This is a genomic window from Nocardioides zeicaulis, assembly GCF_042432345.1.
Lineage (GTDB): Bacteria > Actinomycetota > Actinomycetes > Propionibacteriales > Nocardioidaceae > Nocardioides > Nocardioides zeicaulis.
In genome coordinates this window covers 2,523,388-2,539,903 of sequence record NZ_JBHLXH010000001.1, presented here as the reverse complement: position 1 = coordinate 2,539,903, position 16,516 = coordinate 2,523,388, and the positions used below count along the sequence as shown (strand labels likewise).

Annotated in this window: 17 protein-coding genes; 12 read left to right on the top strand and 5 right to left on the bottom strand. The window is 74.8% G+C overall.

The window, feature by feature from the left end; translation table 11 throughout:
- Window positions 1–48: 48 nt before the first annotated feature.
- On the bottom strand, window positions 49–1,659 hold the full coding sequence (locus ACFFJG_RS12455; protein ID WP_378519050.1) for a PucR family transcriptional regulator: 1,611 nt from the start codon (window positions 1,657–1,659) through the stop codon (window positions 49–51).
- Window positions 1,660–1,761: 102 nt separating this feature from the next.
- Here ACFFJG_RS12455 and ACFFJG_RS12450 point away from each other — a divergent pair, with 102 nt between their 5' ends.
- Genes ACFFJG_RS12450 through ACFFJG_RS12440 form a run of 3 tightly spaced genes read left to right on the top strand, consistent with a single transcriptional unit; the run spans window position 1,762 to window position 6,071 of the window.
- Entirely contained in the window at window positions 1,762–3,303 is a 1,542-nt protein-coding gene (locus ACFFJG_RS12450) for a CoA-acylating methylmalonate-semialdehyde dehydrogenase (protein WP_378519049.1), read from the top strand.
- On the top strand, window positions 3,296–4,651 hold the full coding sequence (locus tag ACFFJG_RS12445; protein ID WP_378519048.1) for an aspartate aminotransferase family protein: 1,356 nt from the start codon (window positions 3,296–3,298) through the stop codon (window positions 4,649–4,651). The genes ACFFJG_RS12450 and ACFFJG_RS12445 overlap by 8 nt, the downstream gene beginning before the upstream one ends.
- 10 nt (window positions 4,652–4,661) lie before the next feature.
- The gene (locus ACFFJG_RS12440; protein WP_378519046.1) at window positions 4,662–6,071 is read left to right on the top strand and encodes an NAD(P)/FAD-dependent oxidoreductase; all 1,410 of its coding nucleotides are present in this window, start codon (window positions 4,662–4,664) and stop codon (window positions 6,069–6,071) included.
- A 22-nt stretch (window positions 6,072–6,093) separates the two neighbouring features.
- On the opposite strand, the gene ACFFJG_RS12435 is transcribed toward ACFFJG_RS12440, so the two are convergent.
- Both ACFFJG_RS12435 and ACFFJG_RS12430 read right to left on the bottom strand, forming a co-directional pair.
- Window positions 6,094–6,834 carry a sigma-70 family RNA polymerase sigma factor gene (locus ACFFJG_RS12435; RefSeq protein WP_378519045.1) on the bottom strand — a complete coding sequence of 247 codons (741 nt, stop codon included), beginning with the start codon at window positions 6,832–6,834 and terminating at the stop codon, window positions 6,094–6,096.
- A gap of 106 nt (window positions 6,835–6,940) precedes the next feature.
- A complete protein-coding gene (locus ACFFJG_RS12430; protein ID WP_378519044.1) occupies window positions 6,941–7,918 on the bottom strand; it encodes an AraC family transcriptional regulator in 978 nt (325 codons plus the stop codon).
- A gap of 177 nt (window positions 7,919–8,095) precedes the next feature.
- Here ACFFJG_RS12430 and ACFFJG_RS12425 point away from each other — a divergent pair, with 177 nt between their 5' ends.
- The 9 genes from ACFFJG_RS12425 (at window position 8,096) to ACFFJG_RS12385 (ending at window position 15,968) form a co-directional block, all read left to right on the top strand.
- Window positions 8,096–8,440: an ANTAR domain-containing protein gene (locus ACFFJG_RS12425; RefSeq protein WP_378519043.1), complete on the top strand. Its 345-nt coding sequence runs from the start codon at window positions 8,096–8,098 to the stop codon at window positions 8,438–8,440.
- Window positions 8,437–9,147, top strand: coding sequence for a GAF and ANTAR domain-containing protein (locus ACFFJG_RS12420; protein WP_378519042.1), 711 nt, complete (start codon window positions 8,437–8,439; stop codon window positions 9,145–9,147). The genes ACFFJG_RS12425 and ACFFJG_RS12420 overlap by 4 nt, the downstream gene beginning before the upstream one ends.
- Window positions 9,148–9,266: 119 nt before the next feature.
- Entirely contained in the window at window positions 9,267–10,343 is a 1,077-nt protein-coding gene (locus tag ACFFJG_RS12415; RefSeq protein WP_378519040.1) for a glycosyltransferase family protein, read from the top strand.
- Entirely contained in the window at window positions 10,340–11,410 is a 1,071-nt protein-coding gene (locus ACFFJG_RS12410) for a glycosyltransferase (protein WP_378519039.1), read from the top strand. Before ACFFJG_RS12415 ends, ACFFJG_RS12410 begins: the two co-directional genes overlap by 4 nt.
- Complete coding sequence (locus ACFFJG_RS12405; RefSeq protein WP_378519038.1) at window positions 11,407–12,438, top strand: glycosyltransferase; 1,032 nt, start codon at window positions 11,407–11,409, stop codon at window positions 12,436–12,438. The genes ACFFJG_RS12410 and ACFFJG_RS12405 overlap by 4 nt, the downstream gene beginning before the upstream one ends.
- Window positions 12,435–13,322 (top strand): glycosyltransferase family 2 protein, encoded by an 888-nt coding sequence (locus ACFFJG_RS12400; RefSeq protein WP_378519037.1) that lies wholly within the window; start codon window positions 12,435–12,437, stop codon window positions 13,320–13,322. Before ACFFJG_RS12405 ends, ACFFJG_RS12400 begins: the two co-directional genes overlap by 4 nt.
- Window positions 13,319–13,756, top strand: a complete 438-nt coding sequence (locus ACFFJG_RS12395; protein ID WP_378519036.1) for an SRPBCC family protein — start codon at window positions 13,319–13,321, stop codon at window positions 13,754–13,756. Before ACFFJG_RS12400 ends, ACFFJG_RS12395 begins: the two co-directional genes overlap by 4 nt.
- Entirely contained in the window at window positions 13,753–15,351 is a 1,599-nt protein-coding gene (locus ACFFJG_RS12390; RefSeq protein WP_378519035.1) for a phytoene desaturase family protein, read from the top strand. Before ACFFJG_RS12395 ends, ACFFJG_RS12390 begins: the two co-directional genes overlap by 4 nt.
- Window positions 15,348–15,968, top strand: coding sequence for a methyltransferase (locus ACFFJG_RS12385; protein ID WP_378519034.1), 621 nt, complete (start codon window positions 15,348–15,350; stop codon window positions 15,966–15,968). Before ACFFJG_RS12390 ends, ACFFJG_RS12385 begins: the two co-directional genes overlap by 4 nt.
- On the opposite strand, the gene ACFFJG_RS12380 is transcribed toward ACFFJG_RS12385, so the two are convergent.
- Together ACFFJG_RS12380 and ACFFJG_RS12375 are read right to left on the bottom strand one after the other, a co-directional pair.
- A complete protein-coding gene (locus ACFFJG_RS12380) occupies window positions 15,943–16,152 on the bottom strand; it encodes a CDGSH iron-sulfur domain-containing protein (RefSeq protein WP_378519033.1) in 210 nt (69 codons plus the stop codon). The two genes, ACFFJG_RS12385 and ACFFJG_RS12380, sit on opposite strands and share 26 nt — an antisense overlap.
- A partial coding sequence (locus tag ACFFJG_RS12375) for an iron-containing redox enzyme family protein (protein WP_378519032.1) occupies window positions 16,152–16,516 on the bottom strand: 365 nt, incomplete at its 5' end. The genes ACFFJG_RS12375 and ACFFJG_RS12380, both read right to left, overlap by 1 nt.

The following is a 16,516-nucleotide window of genomic DNA, read 5'->3' as shown; positions in this document are numbered from 1 at the left end:
CCGCCCATCGTCGCAGGCCGTCGGTGGCCAGGACCCGACGATCTGTCGTCAGTTGACGCCGGCGCCGAACACTTCGTCCGCCACGAGCGCGACGTGGAGGGAGACCCGGACGTCGGGGTCGTCGAGGTCGGCCCCGAGGAGGGACTCGATCCGGGCCAGCCGGTCGTAGAACGCGGCGCGCGAGAGGTGCAGGCTGGCCGCGGCCTCGGTCTTGCTCGCCGGGTGCTGCAGCAGCGCGCGCAGCGCGGCCAGCAGGTCGGTGCGCGAGCCCTCCGCTCGGTCGTGCTGCCGCAGCGGCGCGAGCTCGCGGTCGACGTAGAGCCGGAGCCGTTCGTCCTGCCCGAGCAGCGCCAGCAGGCCGCGAAGGTGCAGGTCGGCCAGGCGGTGCACGTCGGGGTCCTGCTCGCGACGCGCCGAGGGCGCGGCGTCGGCGACCTGGCCGGCCTCGGCCACCGCCCGTGCCACGCCCGCCGGGTCGTCGACCGCCCGGCCGGCGGCGAGCACGACGTCGTGGTGGGCGAGCACCCGCGCACCGACCCGGTCGAGCAGGTCGTCGGGGTCGGCCGACGCGGGCGCGGAGACCAGCACCCGCAGGTCGCGCTCGACCTCGCAGACCAGGGCCGGCAGCCGCAGGGCGTGGGCGGCCCGCACGACCGTGGCCGCCACCTCGTCGAGGTCGGCGGGGGCCGCGGTGCCGACGCGGGGCCGGACGACGAGGGCGGCGAACCGGCGACGGGCCAGTGGGAAGCCGGCCAGCTCGCAGCGCCGGCGGACCTCCGGCGACGCCGGCTGCTCGACCAGCCCGGTCACCAGCTCGAGGTGGGTGCGGCGCATGAGCGTGCCGCGGTCACGGTCGTGCAGGCGGTGCAGGGCGAGGGCGGCGGCGGCGCGCTCGGCCACCGCGACCAGCCGCTGCGACGGCCGGCCCGGCGAGCCGATGACCAACCGGCCCCACTCCTGCTCGGCCGTGCCGAGGCGGGTGACCAGCCACCCGTTGCCCGCGTCCCAGCCGGTGCGGCCGGCGACCTCCACCCGGCGGGAGCGGGCCGGCCAGCCGTCGAGGAAGCCCCCCTCGTCGCCGGGACCCGCGAAGTAGTCGAGCGGCCGGTGCTGGGCGTTCTCCACCACGACGGGGCCGTTCGCCAGGCGCTGCACGGCCTGGAGGATCTCGACCGGCCCCGCCTGGGTGAAGCTCAGCTCGGTGAAGGTCTCGTGCACCCGCTGCGCCTCGCGCAGCTCGGCGAGCTGGTGGTCGACGACCCGCTCGCCGATCTCCTGCGCGAGCGCGGCGAACCGGGTCTCGTGCCGCAGCACGACCAGGGGCAGGCCGTGCCGCTCGCAGGCCTCGACCAGCGCGGTGGGCAGCTCGTCGGACCAGCGGCGCCCCAGCTCGACGACGATGCCGGCGCTGCCGACCTCGACCAGCTCGTCGACGAAGGCGGCGAGCCCCCCGGCGTCGTCGGGCAGGCCGGTGCCCATGGTCAGCAGCAGGTCGCCCTCGCGCAGCAGCGCACCCACGTCGGGCCGCTCGGTGGCGTGCACCCAGCGGATCGGACGGCCGGCGGCGCCCGCGCCGGCGACGACGTGGGGCGCCGCCCGGCGGAACGCGGGCAGGGCGAGGGCCTCGGTGAGCGTCACACCCGGGGTCGTCTCGGCCACGGGGGCAGCGTACGCGTGTGGGCGACGGAGTGTCGGAGACGACGACCCAAACCCTACGATCCGACACCCGTGCGCGCCCCCGCGCGCGAGCAGGATGGGCCCATGACGCACTCCCCCACCGAGCCCCGACAGATCGTGCACTGGGCCGACGGCGCCGCCCTGACCGGTTCGCCCACCGGGTGGTCCGACGTGACCAACCCCGCCACCGGCGAGGTGACCGGCCGGCTCGCGCTCGCCAGCGACGCCGACGCCGCTGAAGTGATCGCCGCCGCCGCGCGCGCCGCGGAGGGCTGGGGCCGTACGTCGCTCGCACGCCGCACCCAGGTGATGTTCGCCTTCCGCGAGCTGCTCAACAGCCGCAAGGACGAGCTCGCGGAGATCATCACCGCCGAGCACGGCAAGGTGCACTCCGACGCGATGGGCGAGATCGCCCGCGGCCTCGAGGTCGTGGAGTTCGCGTGCGGCATGTCCCACCTGCTCAAGGGCGGGCACAGCGAGGAGGCCTCGACGGGCGTCGACGTGCACTCCAAGCGCGTCCCCCTCGGCGTGGTGGGCATCATCAGCCCGTTCAACTTCCCGGCGATGGTGCCGATGTGGTTCTTCCCCCTCGCGATCGCCGCGGGCAACACGGTGGTCCTCAAGCCCAGCGAGAAGGACCCGAGCGCCGCCAACTGGCTCGCCGCGCTGTGGCAGGAGGCCGGCCTGCCCGACGGCGTCTTCAACGTCCTGCACGGCGACAAGACCGCGGTCGACGCGCTGCTCACCAGCCCCGACGTGCAGTCGATCAGCTTCGTCGGCTCCACCCCGATCGCGGAGTACGTCTACGAGACCGCCAGCCGCCACGGCAAGCGCGTGCAGGCCCTCGGCGGGGCGAAGAACCACATGGTCGTGCTGCCCGACGCCGACCTCGACCTCGCCGCCGACTCGGCCGTCAACGCCGGCTACGGCAGCGCGGGCGAGCGGTGCATGGCGATCAGCGTGCTCGTCGCCGTCGACCCGGTCGGCGACGACCTGGTCGCCCGCATCGCCGACCGGACCCGCACCCTGCTGGTCGGCGACGGCGCCCCCGGGGCGACCGGGGACGAGAAGGAGGCCGACATGGGCCCGCTCGTGACCCGCGCCCACCGCGACAAGGTCAGCTCGTTCATCGACTCCGGCGAGAGGGCCGGCGCGAAGGTGGTCGTCGACGGCCGCGACGTGCAGGCCCGGGGCGGGCAGGAGGGCTTCTGGCTCGGACCCACCCTCTTCGACGACGTCACCCCCGACATGGAGATCTACACCGAGGAGATCTTCGGCCCCGTGCTGTCGGTGGTCCGCGTCGGCTCCTACGAGGAGGCGGTCGCGCTCGTCAACGCCAACCCGTACGGCAACGGCACGGCCGTGTTCACCAACGACGGCGGCGCCGCGCGCCGCTTCGAGGCCGACGTCCAGGTCGGGATGATCGGCGTCAACGTGCCGGTGCCCGTGCCGGTGGCCTACTACTCCTTCGGCGGGTGGAAGCGCTCGCTGTTCGGCGACACGCACGCCCACGGCACCGAGGGCGTGCACTTCTTCACCCGCGGCAAGGTCGTCACCACCCGGTGGATCGACCCCGCCAACCGGCCCGCGGGCGGACTCGAGCTGGGGTTCCCGCGCAATGACTGACCTGACCACCGCATCCGACCTCGCCAGCACGTACGACGCCCAGCGGGCCTACGAGCTCGACCGCGCCCACGTCTTCCACTCCTGGTCGGCCCAGGCCGAGCTGTCGCCGATGGTGATCAGCCGCGCCGAGGGCAGCCACGTCTGGGACGGTGAGGGCCGCTCGTACCTCGACTTCACCTCCCAGCTGGTCTTCACCAACCTCGGCCACCAGCACCCGCGCATCGTCGCGGCGATCCGCGAGCAGGCGGGCCACCTGGCGACCGTCGCCCCGGCGTTCGCCAACGGCACCCGGTCGGAGGCCGCGCGGCTGATCGCCAGCCACACGCCGGGCGACCTCGACCACGTGTTCTTCACCAACGGCGGCGCCGACGCCAACGAGCACGCGGTGCGGATGGCGCGGCTGCACACCGGCCGCCACAAGGTGCTCACCACCTACCGCAGCTACCACGGCGGCACCCACCTGGCGGTCAACATGACCGGCGACCCCCGCCGCTGGGCCAGCGACCACGGCTCGACCGGCACGGTGCACTTCTTCGGCCCGTTCCTCTACCGCTCGGCGTTCCACGCCACGACGGAGGCCGAGGAGTGCCAGCGCGCGCTCGAGCACCTCGAGCAGGTCGTCGCCCTGGAGGGGCCCGCCACGGTCGCGGCGATCGTCCTCGAGGCGATCCCCGGCACGGCGGGCATCATGGTCCCGCCGCCGGGCTACCTGGCCGGCGTGCGGGAGATCTGTGACCGCCACGGCATCGTCCTGGTGGCCGACGAGGTGATGTCGGGCTTCGGGCGCTCCGGACGCTGGTTCGCCGTCGAGCACGGCGACGTGGTGCCCGACCTGCTGACCTTCGCCAAGGGCGTGAACTCCGGCTACGTCCCGCTCGGCGGCGTCGCGATCAGCGACGCCATCCACGCGACCTTCGCGCACCGTGCCTACCCGGGCGGGCTGACGTACTCGGGCCACCCGCTCGCGTGCGCCGCCGCGGTCGCGACCATCCGCGCGATGGAGGACGACGACGTCGTCGGCGCGGCCGAGCGCCTGGGCCGCGAGGTCCTCGGCCCCGGGCTCGCCGAGCTGGCCGCGAAGCACGAGTGGATCGGCGAGGTCCGCGGCACCGGCGCCTTCTGGGCGCTCGAGCTCGTCAGCGACCGCACGACCCGCGAGCCGCTCGCGCCCTACGGCGGCTCCAGCCCGGCGATGACCGCGGTGGTGAAGGGATGCCAGGAGCGCGGGATGCTGCCGTTCAGCAACTACAACCGGATCCACGTGGTGCCGCCGCTGACGACGAGCGACGACGAGGCCCGCGAGGGCCTGGCGATCCTCGACGCCGCGCTCACCGCGGCCGCCGGCTGAGCTCCGCGCCGTGGCCCCGCACCGGACCGCCTACGAGCGCCACGCCCCCGACCCGGCCCTGGTCGAGCGGGCGCTCGCCGGCAGCCGGCAGGCGGTGTTCTGGCTCGAGGACGCCGGCAGCGGGGCGACGTACCCGCCGCTGACCGCCTCGACCCGCGCCGACCTGACCGTGGTCGGCGGCGGCTACCTCGGCCTGTGGTCGGCCGTGCACGCCAAGCGGCGCGACCCCGGCCGGCGGGTGGTGCTCCTGGAGGCGCAGACCGTCGGCTGGGCGGCGTCGGGGCGCAACGGCGGCTTCTGCGAGGCCTCCCTGACCCACGGCGAGGAGAACGGCCGCTCGCGCTGGCCCGAGGAGCACGACGACCTGGCCCGGCTCGGCTCGCAGAACCTCGACGACTTCGAGACCGACGTGCGTGAGCTCGACCTGGCCTGCGAGTGGGAGCGCACGGGCACCCTGGAGGTGGCCGTCGAGGACCACCAGGTCGCGTGGCTGGAGCAGTCGCCGGGCGCGCTGGACCGCGACGGCGTGCGCGCCGAGGTCGACAGCCCGCTCTTCCTCGCCGGCGCCCTCGACACCGAGGGCACGGCGCTGCTGCACCCCGCCCGGCTGGCCTTCGGGCTGGCCCGCGTGGCCGCCGAGCTCGGCGTGGAGGTGCACGAGCACTCGACCGTCACGGGCCTGCGGCGGACCGGCGACGCGGTGGAGGTCGCGACCGACCGCGCCACCGTCACCTCGCGCGACGTCGCCCTGGCGACCAACGTGTTCCCGTCGCTGCTGCGGCGCAACCGCTTCATGACGGTGCCGGTCTACGACTACGTGCTCGTGACCGAGCCGCTGACCGCCGAGCAGCGCGCCTCGATCGGGTGGCAGCGGCGCTGCGGCCTGGGCGACCTGGCCAACCAGTTCCACTACGCCCGGCTCACCGCCGACGACCGCATCCTGTGGGGCGGGTACGACGCGGTCTACCCCGTGGGCGGGCAGGTGCACGTGCGCCACGAGGACCGCCCGGAGAGCCACGCGCGGCTGGCGTCGCACTTCCTCGCGACGTTCCCGCAGCTCGAGGACGTCCGGTTCAGCCACCGGTGGGCCGGGGCGATCGACACCTGCACGCAGTTCACCGCGTTCTACGGCACCAGCCACGGCGGCCGGGTCGCCCACGCGGCCGGCTTCACCGGTCTCGGGGTGGGCGCGACCCGCTTCGCCGCCGAGGTGCTGCTGGACCGGCTCGCGGGGGCGGAGACGGAGCGGACGTCGCTGCGGATGGTGCGCGAGCGCCCGCTGCCGTTTCCCCCCGAGCCCCTGGCCAGCGCGGGCATCAACCTCACCCGTTGGTCGCTCGACCGGGCCGACCACCGCGAGGGTCGGCGCAACGCCTTCCTCCGGGTGCTCGACCGGGCCGGGCTGGGGTTCGACTCCTGACCGGGGACCCGGCCCCCGCCGCTCAGGCGGCGGGGGCCAGGTCGCCGAGGCCGTTGCGGAGCTCGGCCAGGATCCGGCTGAGCACCCGCGACACCTGGGCCTGCGTGAGTCCCACGTCCTCGGCGATCTCCTGCTGGGTCAGCTCCTGGACGAACCGGAGCCGCACGATGCGACGGTCACGCTCCCCGAGGCCCGCCACGAGGGGCGCCAGCATGACCCGCGCCTCCGCGCGCACCATGCCGGGATCGGTCGAGCCGAGCAGCTCGCCGAGGGTCGACGTGCCGTCGCCGGCGGCGCCGTCCAGGGAGGTGGGGGTGAAGCACCCGTCGGCGGTGAGCGCCTCGACGACGTCGGAGCGTCGCTCGTCGAGGTGGTCGGCGAGCTCGCCGGGGTCCGCCGGGCGGTGGAGCACCGCCTCGAGCTCGCTCTGGGCGCGGCCGATCCGGGACTGGAGGTCCTGGATGCGGCGCGGCGGGCGGATCGTCCACCCGCAGTCGCGGAAGTGCTTGCGCAGCTCGCCGCGCACGGTCGGGACGGCGAACGACAGGAAGTCGTGGCCGGCGTCGGGGTCGAAGCGGTGGGCGGCCTTCGTGAGTCCGAGCATCGCGACCTGCTCGAGGTCGTCGAGGTCGATGCCGCGGTTGCGGTAGCGCGAGGCCATCGAGCGGGCGACCGGGATGTTGTCCCGGATCAGCCGGTCGGGCGTGGGACGGTCGGTGTCCGTGACACGGACGGGATCGGATGCGAGCGACAGGGGGACCACAACGGGTTCCTTCCTGTGGAGAGCGAACCTGTCGTGGTCTCCAACAAGTCACCGACGACTCTTCCACCGGGCACCCGTGCGGGACAGCCGCTAAACGAACTGTGGGTCAGGAGGTGGCGCGACGCAGCGTGTCACGGGGGTTCTCGCCGTAGATCTTGCGGTACTCGGCGGCGAACCGTCCCGGGTTGAAGAACCCCATCCGCACCGCGGCGTCGGAGACGGCCTCGACCGTACCGGTGCGCAACGACCGGTGCACCAGGTCGAGCCGGACGCGGCGCAGGTAGGCCAGGGGGGTGCAGCCGAGGTGCTGCTGGAAGGCGTACTGGAGGGACCGCGGCGTCACGCCTGCCGCGGCGGCGATGTCGGCGACGGACAGGTCGTCGGCCGCCCGGCCCTCGATGAAGGCCTGCGCCCGTCGCACCGTCGACTGGCTGGCGTCGCGGCGGTCACGCCCGACGTCACCGGACTCGGTGCCGCGCACGATGTTGTTCGGGAAGGTGTGGAGCAGCGTGTAGGTCAGCAGCCGGCTGGCCGAACCGCGCAGCAGGGGTGCGTCGTCCACGGGAGCGCTCGCGCGGAACTCGTCGAGCGTGGCCCGCCACCGCGCACCTGCCTCGGGCGAGTGCGGCACGAAGCGCTCGAAGGCCAGGTCGTCGGCCGTGCGGTCGGGGTCGATGTCGCGGATCGCGGCGTCGAGCATCTCCACCGAGACGCTCGTGTTGCGGACCTCGTAGCCCTGTCCGCTGCCGCGGAAGGGGAGTCCCCACCCGCTGGCGAGCAGGGTGTCGCCGTCGACCGCCTGGTCGGTGGCGCCGCTGCGGGTGTACTCGATCCCACCGTGGAGCACGTCCACCACGACGAGCGCCGGCAGGGGCTCGGCGTCGAACGTGAGGGGGGCGTCGACGAGCAGGTGGTCGACGTCGATGCCGTCGGTGCTCGTCCGCCGGTGGCGGACCTGACCCATCGGGCCGCGCAGACCCAGGGACGAGCCGTAGGCCTGGTCGAGCCAGTGGCGAGCCGCGTCGCCGGTGCCCTCGAAGTCGAAGGTCGCGGTCGGCCGGTGTGACGCACGGGGATCCTGCACGAGCCCTCCCTTCGGAGGAGCCTGAGGGTCGGCCCGTGGTCTCGAGCCGTCGTCAACTCTAGACCAGCGCCACGCGATCCACCCCTAGGGAGGTGCGTCGGTCGCCTCTTGTAGCCTTTCCGAGCACGCACCACGCTCCGCCCTGTGTCCGCGGACCTACGTCATGGAGAGGTGACGATGTCCGGCACACACGTACCCGGCGACGCCGGCGGACCCGACGACGGGCTCCGTGAGGAGGTCGCGCAGCTGCACGAGGCGATGCTGAGCCAGCGTGACATCGGGATGGCCATCGGGCTGCTCTCGGCACGCTTCCGGTGCAGCACCGAGCAGGCCTGGCGCACGATCCTGCGGATCTCGCAGGACAGCAACACCAAGGTCCGCACGGTCGCGCGGGTGCTCGTGAGCGTCCACGACGGCACCGCCGGGCCGGCCGACCACGAGGCACTGCGCTCGCTCGCCGCCCACCTGCCCGCGTCGGGCTGGCCATCCGGGCCCCCGGTCGAGCAGGATCGGTCCCCATGAGCATCGACGACCTCGCCCTCGCCCAGAGCCTGCGCCGCCTGGCCACGTCCCGCGAGGACAACGGGAGCGTCGTGTCGGTGCTGGAGAACGTCGTCCAGGCCTGCGTCGACCTCTTCGGCATCGGTGGAGCCGGCCTGATGATCGCCGACGAGCAGGACCTGCTGCGCTACGTCGCCGCCAGCGACGGGCCCGGCAGGGTCCTCGAGGAGACCGAGGCCAGTGCCGGCGAGGGTCCCTGCACCGAGTCCTACGTGACCTCGCGGGTGGTGACGAGCAGCGACGTGACCGCCGAGCACGACCGGTGGCCGATCCTGGCCAAGACGATGGCCGACCTGCCCGTCCGCGCCGTGCTGGGCGTCCCGGTGCGCCTCGGCGGCGTGCCCGTCGGCACCCTCGACGTCTACTGCGAGGACGAGCACGAGTGGGACGACAGCGAGGTCGCGGCCCTCACCCGCTACGCCGAGGTCATCGCGACCACCCTCACGGCCGCGCTCCAGGCGCACACCGCCGGTGAGCTCGCGCGCCAGCTCCAGTACGCCCTCGACTACCGCGTCGTGATCGAGCGTGCCGTCGGCTACCTGATGGCGCGCCAGCAGCTCGATGCGGTGGCGGCGTTCAACGCCCTGCGGGGCGCGGCCAGGAGCCGGCGCAGCAAGATCGGCCTGGTCGCCGAGCACGTGCTCGACACGGGCGCGCTGCCCGGCTGACCACGCTCGCCGCGCATGCGGACGCGTCGACGGGGTACAGCGCCGGCGTGAGCATCTCCGAAGCCGGTGCCGGCGTTTCTCCGGCACCTTCCGTCCCGCGCCCGCGTACTTCTCGGACCGTGGTCGCTTCGGTGCCGTCCGGTCACGTCTACGTCCGCCACATCGCCCCCGAGGACGGGTCCGGGCCCCTCCGCCTGCCCGACCCCCGCCCGCGTGGCGTCGCCGCCGCGTCCCAGCAGTGGTGGCCGCCGGTGATGCTGGAGGCCGACTGGGTCGAGCAGCACGACTTCGACGTCTTCCACCTCCACTTCGGCTTCGACGCGCGGACCGTCGCGGAGCTCGAGGACCTCGTCGCGGCGCTGCGCCGCCGCGGCAAGCCCCTGGTCCTGACCGTCCACGACCTGCGCAACCCGCACCACCAGGACCGCGCTGCCCACGACGCGCAGCTCGACGTCCTGGTTCCGGCGGCCGACGCGCTCGTCACGCTCACCCCGGGCGCCGCCGCCGAGATCCGCGCCCGGTGGGGCCGCGAGGCGCTCGTGGTGCCGCACCCCCACGTGGTGCCGTTCGAGACGATGCGGCGCACCGCCGCCATGCGCGAGGTGCGCAGCCGGGGCGCGCGCGAACGCGAGTTCCGCGTCGGCCTCCACGTGAAGAGCCTCCGCGCAGGCATGCACCCGCACCCCCTCGTCCCGGTGCTCGTCGACGCCGTGCGCGACCTACCGGGTGCGGTGCTGCAGGTCAACGGGCACCGCGACGTCCTCGAGCCCGGCGGCGCCCGTTATGACGCAGCCCTGGCCGAGGCGCTGCGCGACCACGCCGCGCGAGGCGAGATCGACCTGCACGTGCACGACTTCCTCGACGACGACGCGCTCTGGGCCTACCTCTCCTCCCTCGACGTCTCCGTCCTCCCCTACCGCTTCGGCACGCACAGCGGCTGGATGGAGGCGTGCCGCGACCTCGGCACCGCCGTCATCGCCCCCAGCTGCGGCTACTACGCCGACCAGGGACCTGTGCTGTCCTACGGCCACGACGAGCGTGGCCTCGACGCCGCCGGGCTCGTCGACGCGGTGCGCGCGGCATACTCCGGCCACGTGGAGCCGGGGCCGACGGTGGAGGAGCGGAGGATCCAGCGCGCGCAGGTCGCCGCCGCGCACGACGCGCTCTACCGCTCCCTCACGGGCGGGCAGCAGTGAGGGTCTGCCTCATCGCCTCGAACCGCTACCCGATCCGCGAGCCGTTCGCCGGGGGGCTCGAGTCGATGACCCACACGATGGCGCGGGGCCTCGCCGAGCGCGGTCACGAGGTGACGCTCTTCGCCGGCGAGGGCTCGCAGGTGCCGGACGGCGTGCGGCTGCTCCCGCTGGCGCGCGTCGAGGTGAGCGACGCGGCGATGGCCGACCGCTGGGCGCCCGGGCTGGAGTGGCTGGTGGACCACCACGCGTACCTCGGCCTGATGCTCTCGCTCGCCCGCACCGGTGCCGACGACTACGACGTGGTGCACAACAACAGCCTCCACCACCTGCCGGTGGCGATGTCCTCCGCGCTCGACGTGCCGGTCCTGACCACGCTGCACACCCCACCCCTGCCGATGCTCGAGTCCGCGCTCGCGCTGAGCCCGCGTCCGCCGCGCTTCGTGGCCGTGAGCGACTGGACCGCGGCCGCGTGGCGGCACGTCGTGGACAGCGACGTGGTGCTCAACGGCCTCGACCTGCGCGACTGGCCCGTCGGCGACGGCGGTGGCCCGGCCGTCTGGTCGGGCCGGCTGGTCCGCGAGAAGGCCCCGCACCTCGCGATCGACGCGTGCCGCGCCGCCGGGGTGCCGCTCGTCCTGGCCGGCCCGGCAGCCCAGGACCCCACGTACTTCGCCGAGCAGGTGGCACCGCGCCTCGGCGACGGCGTCCACTACGCAGGCCACCTCACCGCGGCCCAGCTCTCCGAGGTGGTGCGCACCGCCTCCGTCGCGGTCGTGACCCCGATGTGGGACGAGCCCTACGGCCTCGTCGCCGCGGAGGCCCTGGCCAGCGGCACGCCCGTGGCGGCCTTCGCCCGCGGCGGCCTGCCCCAGGTGCTCTCCCCCGAGTCGGGGGTGCTGGCGGCGCCCGGCGACGTCGAGGCGCTCGCCGGCGCCGTCCTCGCGGCACGGGACCTCGACCGCGGCGCGGTGCGCGCCCACGCCGAGGCGACCTGCAGCGCGGACGCGATGGTCGAGGGCTACCTGCGGCAGTACGCCGCGCTGGCGGGCGAGGCGGCGGCAGCGTGAGCCGCGTCGTCGGCTACTACGTCCACCACGTCGGGAGCGGGCACCTGCACCGCGCCACCGTGCTCGCACAGCGCCTCGCCTCGGTCGGCACCCGGGTCACCGGGTTGTCCTCGCTCGCGCGACCCGCGGCCTGGGAGGGCGACTGGGTCACCCTGCCGCGCGACGACGACGGCACTCCGGTCGACGTCACCGCCCGCGGCCACCTGCACTGGGCGCCGCTGCGGCACGACGGCACCCGGGCGCGCGCGGCGTGCATCTCCGCCTGGATCGAGGAGGCGCGGCCCGACGCGCTCGTGGTCGACGTCTCTGTCGAGGTCCTCCTGCTCGCCCGCCTGCACGGGGTGCCGACCGTCGGGGTCGTGCTCCCCGGACGGCGCGACGACCCGGCCCACCTGCTCGGCCTCGGCACCGCCGAGGCCCTCGTGGGGTTCTGGCCGCGGGAGGCGCAGGGAATGTCGCCCGGGCTCCCGGACGCGCTGGCTGCGCGCCTGGTGCCGGTCGGCGCTCTGTCGCGCCACCCGGTCCGCCCCGCCGGGCAGCCCGCGCCGCGCGGCTCGGGACGACGCTCGGTCACGCTCATGCTGGGCAGCGGCGGGCACGACGTGACCCCCGCGCGCCTCGCGGCGGCACGCGCCGACACCCCCGGGTGGGACTGGCAGGTCCTCGGCGCCGACCGCGCGACGTGGGTGTCCGACCCGTCCGCGGCCCTCGCCGCCAGCGACGTCGTCGTCACCCACGCCGGGCAGAACGCCCTCGCCGAGACGGCCGCCGCCCGCCGTCCCGCCGTCGTCCTGCCGCAGGACCGCCCGCACGACGAGCAGGCCACGACGGGTCGCGTGCTTGCCCGCGGCTGGCCGGCCGTCGTGCTGGGAGGGTGGCCCGACCACGGCTGGGGCGCCGTGCTCGAGCGCGCCGCCGGGCTCGACGCCTCGCGCTGGGAGCAGTGGTGCGACGGCCGCGCCGCGGACCGGTTCGCCGACCTCGTGCTCGCCACCTGCGGCCGCGTCCCCGTGGCGGTGCCGGCGTGAGCGGTCCGGAGGTCGCCGTCGTGACGATCGCCCACGGGCGCCGCGAGCACCTGGCCGCCCAGCACCGCTCGCTCGCCCTCGGCTCGCGCCGTCCGGACCACTACGTCGTCGTCGCGATGGACGACCCGTCCCTCGTGCCGAGCACGGACCTCGGCCTGTCGAGCACGGTGGAGCGCATCGGCCGCGCCGACGGCCGGCTGCCGCTGGCGGCGGCCCGCAACCAGGGGGTCCGGACCGCGATCGCCCGGGGGGCCGAGGTGGTCGTCCTGCTCGACGTCGACTGCCTCGCCGGCGAGCACCTGGTCGAGGCCTACGCCGAGGTCGTCGCCGCCGATCCCTGGGTCGTGTGGTCGGGGCCGGTCACCTACCTGCCGCCCCCGCCCGCCACCGGCTACCCCTACCACCCGGCCCACCTCGCGGGCTGGGACGACCCGCACCGCGGGCGGCCCCGGCCCCGCGCCGGAGAGGTGGTCCGCGACCTCGACCCGGACCTCTTCTGGTCGCTGTCGTTCGCCGTGTCGGCCCCGGCCTGGGACCACGTCGGCGGGTTCTGCGAGGACTACACCGGCTACGGCGCGGAGGACACCGACCTCGGCCGCTCCGTGGTCGCCCGCGGGCTCGGCCTGTCGGTGACCGGTGGAGCGCGCGCCTACCACCAGCACCACCCCGTCAGCCGCCCGCCGGTCGAGCACCTCGACGACATCCTCCGCAACGGCCGCACCTTCCACGCCCGCTGGGGCTTCTGGCCGATGACCGGGTGGCTGGAGGCGATGGCCGCGATGGGTCTGGTGCGGTGCACCGGGCCGGACTGGGTACGGGTCGACATGGATGACGTGGACGACATGGTCGACATGGACGCGACCTACGAGGAGGAGAGCGCATGAGCACCACGCAGCGCAGGATCGAGGCGACCCCCGAGCAGGTCTGGGAGGTGCTGTCCGACGGCTGGCTCTACCCGCTGTTCGTCGTCGGCGCCTCACGGATGCGCGACGTGGACGACACGTGGCCGGCCGTGGGCTCGCTGCTGCACCACAGCGTCGGCACCTGGCCGCTGCTGATCGACGACACCACCGAGGTGCTCGCCCGCGAGGACCACCGCCACCTCAGCCTCGAGGCGCGCGGCTGGCCCGCGGGTCGCGCCCAGGTCGACTTCCACCTCGAGCCCCAGGACGGCGGCACCCTCGTCACGATCGAGGAGGACGCCACCGGTGGCCCCGCCCTGCTGATGCCCAAGCCCCTGCGCGACGCCCAGCTCCACGTGCGCAACGTCGAGGCGCTCCAGCGCCTCGCCTACGTGGTCGAGGGCCGCACGAGGTGACGTACGACGCGGTCGTGGTCGGCGCCGGCCCGAACGGGCTCGTGGCCGCCAACGTGCTCGCCGACGCGGGCCGGCGGGTGCTGGTGCTGGAGGCGCAGCCCACGGCCGGTGGCGCGGTGCGCAGCGACCGCGAGCTGCACCCCGACTTCGTGCACGACACGTTCAGCGCCTTCTACCCGCTCGCGGTCGCCTCGCACGCGATGCTCCCGCTGCGGCTCGAGGAGCACGGCCTGCAGTGGGAGCACGCACCCGCGGTGCTGGGCCACCCGTTCGGCGACGGGCAGTGGGCCGTCCTGCACCGCGACCGCGACCTGACGGCCGCCGGCCTCGACGCCCTCCACCCGGGCGACGGCGAGGCATGGCTCGGCCTCTGCCGGACGTGGGACCGGATCGGCGACCCGCTCGTCGAGGCGCTGACCTCGCCCTTCCCACCCGTGCGCGCCGGAGCCCGCCTCGTCCCGGCCATGGTCCGCGCCGGCGGGCTCGACACGGTGAAGCAGCTGGCGACGCCGGTCGCCTCGCTCGGCCGGAGGATGTTCGCGGGTCCCGCGGCGCCGCTGCTGCTCGCCGGCAACGCCGGGCACGCCGACTTCCCGCTGACGTCGCCCGGGTCGGGCGTCTTCGGCGTGCTGATGACCATGCTGGGCCAGACCGTCGGGTTCCCCGTGCCGCGCGGCGGTGCGCAGCAGCTGACCGACGCCCTGGTCTCGCGGCTGCTCTCGCGGGGCGGTGAGCTGAGGACGGGGGTCGAGGTGGACGCCGTCGACGTCCGCGACGGTCGCGTCCGCGGCGTCCGCACCCGCGACGGGGAGGCCGTCGCCTGCACCACCGTGCTCGCCGACGTGTCCGCCACGCACCTCTTCGGTGGGCTCGTGCCCGCCTCGGAGCTGCCCGCGGGCGTGGTGCGCGGCATGCGTGACTTCGAACTCGACCCCGGCACCGTCAAGGTGGACTGGGCCCTCTCGGGTCCGGTCCCGTGGCGCAACCGTCCCGACGCCGTCCCCGGCACCGTGCACGTGGCCGACTCGGTGGAGGAGATGACCCAGGCGCTCGCCCAGGTGGGCTCCGGCGTGGTGCCCGATCGGCCGTTCCTGCTGACCGGGCAGATGACGACGAGCGACGCCACCCGCTCCCCCGCCGGCACCGAGTCGTTCTGGGCCTACACGCACGTCCCGCAGCCGGGCGCCACGCGCGCCGATGCCGCCGGCGAGGTCTCCGGGGCCTGGGACCACGACGACTGCGAGCGGTTCGCCGACCGCATGCAGGCGCGCCTCGAGGCGCTCGCCCCCGGGTTCGGCGACCGCGTGCTCGCGCGCCGGGTGCTCGGCCCCCACCAGCTCGAGTCCCGCAACGCCAACCTCGTCGGCGGCGCGGTCAACGGTGGCACCTCCCAGCTGCACCAGGAGCTGTTCTTCCGGCCCGTCCCGTCGATGCGAGGCCGACCGGCCACCGGCGTCGACGGCCTCTACCTCGCCTCCGCCTCCGCCCACCCCGGCGGCGGCGTGCACGGCTCCGCCGGCGCGAACGCCGCCCACGCCGTGCTGTGGCACGACCGCACCCGTCTCCGCCGCCTCGCCCCGGGAGCCCGCCGATGACCGACGTCACCACGTTCGGCCACCTGTCCATCACCTACGACGAGCGGGTGCTGCAACCACGCGGATGGACCGCCGGGCAGTCGACGTGGGGCACCGAGCTGCTCGCGGACGCACCGGCCGGGCCCGTGCTCGAACTGTGCGCGGGCGCCGGTCACATCGGCCTGCTCGCCGTCGCCGGCACCGGACGCCGCCTGGTCTGCGTCGACGCGAGCGAGGTGGCCTGCGACTTCGCCCGCGCGAACGCCGCCGCGGCCGGACTCGCCGACCTCGTCGAGGTGCGTCACGCCCGGCTCCAGGACGCGGTGGGACCCGACGAGCGGTTCGCGCTCGTGCTGGCCGACCCGCCGTGGGTCCCGCGCGAGGAGACCGGACGGTTCCCCGAGGACCCGCTCACCGCGATCGACGGCGGCGACGACGGCCTCGACGTGGCCCGCGCCTGCCTCGAGGTCGTCGCGGGTCACCTGCTCCCGGGAGGCACCGCCCTGCTCCAGCTCGGGACGACCGGCCAGGCCGACGAGGTGCGCTCGGCGCTGCCCGGCACCGACGGGCTGGAGGTGTCCGAGGTCCGTCAGTTCGTCCGCGGGGTCGTGGTCAGGATCGACCGCTCCGCGGGATAACCTTGTGGGTGCCGTCGCACCACGGCATCCGGCTCGACTTCTCGCACCGGCACACCGCCACGACCGGACGCTCGACGGGGTGGACGGTGCCGTGCTCGTCGACCACCGTGCGCGCGCCACGCAGCAGCATCGGGCCGTGCGGGCACAGCTCGACCTCGGGGTGGTCGAAGTCCTGGACCTCCATCAGCGTCCCCAGGAGGCGAGCAGTGCGGTCGCGAAGCGGGCCTCGGTGTCGAGGCAGCTGAACGCGCCGAAGAGGATCTCGGGCACCTGGTCCGGCTCGTCCTCGGCCAGGGTCCCGCAGATGCCGCGCGCCGCGAGCTGCTCGTGCACCGCGTCGGCCTCGACGTGCTCGTCGTAGTAGAGCGACATCGGGCCGTCCAGGCCGAGCCGCTCGAGCCCCTGCGTCATCTTGCGCGAGGGGATCGAGCTCGTCATCTCGAACACGGCGAGGTGGCCCATCGCCGCGCCCCGCAGCCGGCGGTGCAGGCCGAAGAGCGAGTTCACGTTGTTCATCTCGAGCGTCTCGGTCAGGGCGTCGTCGACGT